The organism is Mesorhizobium sp. M7A.F.Ca.MR.362.00.0.0 (assembly GCF_004023175.1).
Taxonomy (GTDB): domain Bacteria; phylum Pseudomonadota; class Alphaproteobacteria; order Rhizobiales; family Rhizobiaceae; genus Mesorhizobium.
The window spans coordinates 1-3,129 of record NZ_RZTF01000557.1 but is presented as its reverse complement, the minus strand read 5'-3'; the positions used below and the strand labels follow the sequence as shown (position 1 = coordinate 3,129).

Below are 3,129 nucleotides of genomic sequence, written 5' to 3'. Positions count from 1 at the left end.
ACGATGCCCCGCGGCAGCCGGTACCAAAGGATCGCGCCGGCAAGCGCGCCAAGGCCGGCGATGGCAAAAAAGGTTCCGCGCCAGCCGGCAACGGTGGCAACGAGCGCGCCCAGTGGCGCACCCAGGGCAACGGCCACCGTGGTGCCGCCGACGACGACGGCGATGGCACGCGCCCGGTGATGGTCATCGACCAGCGCCACCGCGGTGCCTTGCGCGGTTGCGGCGAACAGGCCCGACGACAGCGCCATGACGATGCGCGCGATCAGCAGCAGTTCGAAGGAGGAACTCAAGGCAGCGGCGACGTTGCCGAGCACGAAGAACACCAGCGTCCACAGGATGACGCGGCGCCGGTCCCACTCGCCTGTCAGCGTCGCCAGGATCGGCGTGCCGATCGCATAGGCGAGCGCAAAGGCGGTGATCAGCGTGCCGGCCAGCGGAATGGAGATACCGGCATCCGCCGCGATGTCGGGCAGAAGGCTGGAGATGACGAAGCCTTCGGTCGAGATCGTGAACGATCCGAGCGCGAGCCAGAAAAGGCGCTTGTCCATGGCGGGATGTCCTTAGTTCAAAAGTTATTGAACAATTGGACACAATAGGGCATCATGTCAATGAAGCCAGGGAAAAATAGCTGAACCTTCCTGACAGCCCTGTGTCAGGACAGGTCGGAAGCATCGGCGCCAGACGGAGAAAGGTCGCGTGCGGGCCAACAATGATGGATGCGTTGAAATCGGACCCGACTGTGCTTAGTTTCGAGCCATGACCTTGCCACACCCCAATACGGACCAGATCAGCCTGCCGATTGTGCTTGGCGTGCTCGGCGACCCGACCCGGCTCGCCATCGTGCGCTATCTCGCCAGCAAGCAGGGCGTGCCGCTGAACTGCAGCCAGTTCCTCGATTTCGGCTCGAAGACCAATCTGAGCTACCACCTGGCCAAACTGCGCGAGGCCGGCGTCACCCGCGCCGAAGTGGTCGGCACCAACCGCATGATCACACTGCGCCGCGCCGATCTCGACGCCCGCTTCCCCGGCCTGCTCGACAGCGTCATCGCCGCCGCCGGCGACGATCCGGCACTGCCGGCGGTCGGCGGCCACGACATCGAAATCCACGCCTGACCTTGCAGAACTTGGGTTCCTCGCCCCACGGACGTGGGCAAAAGGAAAAGCGGCGTCACACAGGAGCCTTCCGAAAATGCGCATCGCCGTACTCGCCGATATCCACGGCAATGTGCTGGCGCTCGACGCCGTGCTTGAAGATCTGGAGCGGCGCGGCGGCGCCGACCTGACCGTCAATCTCGGTGACAGCGTTTCCGGCCCGCTCTGGCCGCGCGAGACGTTTGCGCGGTTGGAGGCGCTGAACCTGCCGACGGTGCGCGGCAACCACGACCGCCGTGTCGCCGCCGACCCCGCTGATGACACCATGTGGCCCTCCGATGTCTATGCGCAGGAGCGGCTGACCGAGACGCAGCGCCAGATGCTTTTCGCCCAGCCGCTGACGCTGGAGATCGCACCCGGAATCATCGCTTTCCACGCCCGTCCCGACCATGACGAGAAATATCTCGCCGATACCATCGTCAATGGCCAGCTGGTGCGCGCGCCGCTGGCGGCGATCCGGCGGCGGCTGAAGGCGCTCGACCCGGCTTGCCGCATCGCGCTGTGCGGCCACAGCCACCGCGCGGAACTGATCCGCGTCCCCGATGGTCCCGTCATCTTCAATCCGGGCAGCATCGGCTGCCCTGCCTATGACGATTCCACGCCGCCGGCGCATGTCTCCGAGCAGGGCTCGGCGCATGCGCGCTACGGCATCGTCACCTTGGGCAGCAACGGCCAGCCCGACCGCTTCGAGGCCATCGCCGTTGACTACGACCACGAGGCGGCCGCCAGGCAGGCCGAACAGGCGGGCCGGCCGGAATGGGCTCACGCGCTCAGAACCGGGTTCATGCCCCTGCCCGGCTGAACGCTCTTGCGTTCATGCCCGGCTGAACGCTCTGGCGTTCATGCCCGTCCGGCTGAGCTGCCTCACGGCCCGGCGGTCCGGGTTGAGGCTGGCGAAACGGCGAGCCGAATTTTCGGGCTTACATGGCGCCGCGTCGTCCCTTATAAAACCGGCCGGGCTTGCGGCGGGCTCGATCCGCCGCGGCACGGTATCAGCGCACGGCCAAACGATGAGGCGCACAGTTACGCTCCGAACAACCCTCCATGCGCTGATTGCGGCTCCGCTGTTGATGACGGCGTGGCCGGTGATTGCCCCCGCTATGGCTGAAGAGATGGCCCAAGAGGCGCCGGAGCTCGTTATCTCCGTCGTCACCGGCCTGGCGCCGGACGACCTTCTCAAAGTCCGCACCACCGCATCGCCGGTCGCCACGGTCGAGGCGCGGCTGAGCAGCGGCGACATGGTCACCAATCTCGGCTGCAACGACATCAACGGCTACAAATGGTGCAAGGTCGAAAGCACGGGCAAGGAGAAGCTGAGCGGCTGGGCGCCGGCGCGCTATCTCATCCCCCTCAATCCGGCCCCCTATGTCGAAGGCGAGACAAGACCGGCCGATGCGCCGGTGGTTGCCTCCACCGGCAGCGCCAATGACGCCGGGCACGCCTTGGCGCCGGATCAATCGCAGGCTACTGGCTCAGCCAACAGCGCGCCGGTCCCGCCGCCCGACCTGACAGCGCGGCTTGGCGGCGCCGGCCCGGCAGCCGAAAGCACGCCAAAATCCGCCGCCGAAATCGGCCGCGCCGCGATGCAGGATGCGTACGTACGGGCGCTGGCGGTGCCTGACGTCCCGCCGGATCCCGAGATTCCCTGCGCCCGCTATGTCGGCCAGCCGATGGAGCGCTGCAAGGTCAGCGTGGTGCACACCGCCGACAAGGCGAACATCACTGTGACCTGGCCCGACGGCGGCACGCGCATCATCTCCTTCCGTGCCGGCCAGCCGGCTGGTTCCGACGCGCCCGGAGACTTCCGCTTCACCCGGGAAGGCAGCCTCAACATGATCCGCATCGGCGACGCCGAGCGGTTTGAGATCACGGATACATTGGTGTCGGGGAATTAGCCGGACTCTTTGGATGTCGGCGGGACAGCGCCCCCCTCTGTCCTGCCGGACATCTCCCCCTCAAGTGGGGAGATTGGCAGCT

General features: G+C 66.5%; 4 protein-coding genes. 3 read left to right on the top strand and 1 reads right to left on the bottom strand.

All coding sequences use genetic code 11. From position 1 onward, the window contains the following. Positions 1 to 548 (bottom strand): MFS transporter (locus EOC06_RS35060; protein ID WP_164898923.1); only part of this gene is annotated, 548 nt, incomplete at its 3' end. 208 nt (positions 549 to 756) lie between these two features. Between EOC06_RS35060 and EOC06_RS35055 the strand changes: the two genes are divergently transcribed. The 3 genes from EOC06_RS35055 to EOC06_RS35045 all read left to right on the top strand — a co-directional run bounded on the left by EOC06_RS35055 (position 757) and on the right by EOC06_RS35045 (position 3,047). Further along, positions 757 to 1,113 (top strand): helix-turn-helix transcriptional regulator, encoded by a 357-nt coding sequence (locus EOC06_RS35055; protein ID WP_127260980.1) that lies wholly within the window; start codon positions 757 to 759, stop codon positions 1,111 to 1,113. A 76-nt stretch (positions 1,114 to 1,189) separates the two neighbouring features. Then, positions 1,190 to 1,954, top strand: coding sequence for a metallophosphoesterase (locus tag EOC06_RS35050; RefSeq protein WP_128309961.1), 765 nt, complete (start codon positions 1,190 to 1,192; stop codon positions 1,952 to 1,954). A gap of 298 nt (positions 1,955 to 2,252) precedes the next feature. Next, entirely contained in the window at positions 2,253 to 3,047 is a 795-nt protein-coding gene (locus EOC06_RS35045; protein WP_306462377.1) for an SH3 domain-containing protein, read from the top strand. Positions 3,048 to 3,129 lie beyond the last annotated feature (82 nt).

Excerpts from the sequence above, each read along its gene's own strand:
- EOC06_RS35055 (WP_127260980.1), top strand. The coding sequence starts at position 757 with ATGACCTTGCCACACCCCAATACGGACCAGATCAGCCTGCCGATTGTG.
- EOC06_RS35050 (WP_128309961.1), top strand. The coding sequence starts at position 1,190 with ATGCGCATCGCCGTACTCGCCGATATCCACGGCAATGTGCTGGCGCTC.
- EOC06_RS35045 (WP_306462377.1), top strand. The coding sequence starts at position 2,253 with ATGGCTGAAGAGATGGCCCAAGAGGCGCCGGAGCTCGTTATCTCCGTC.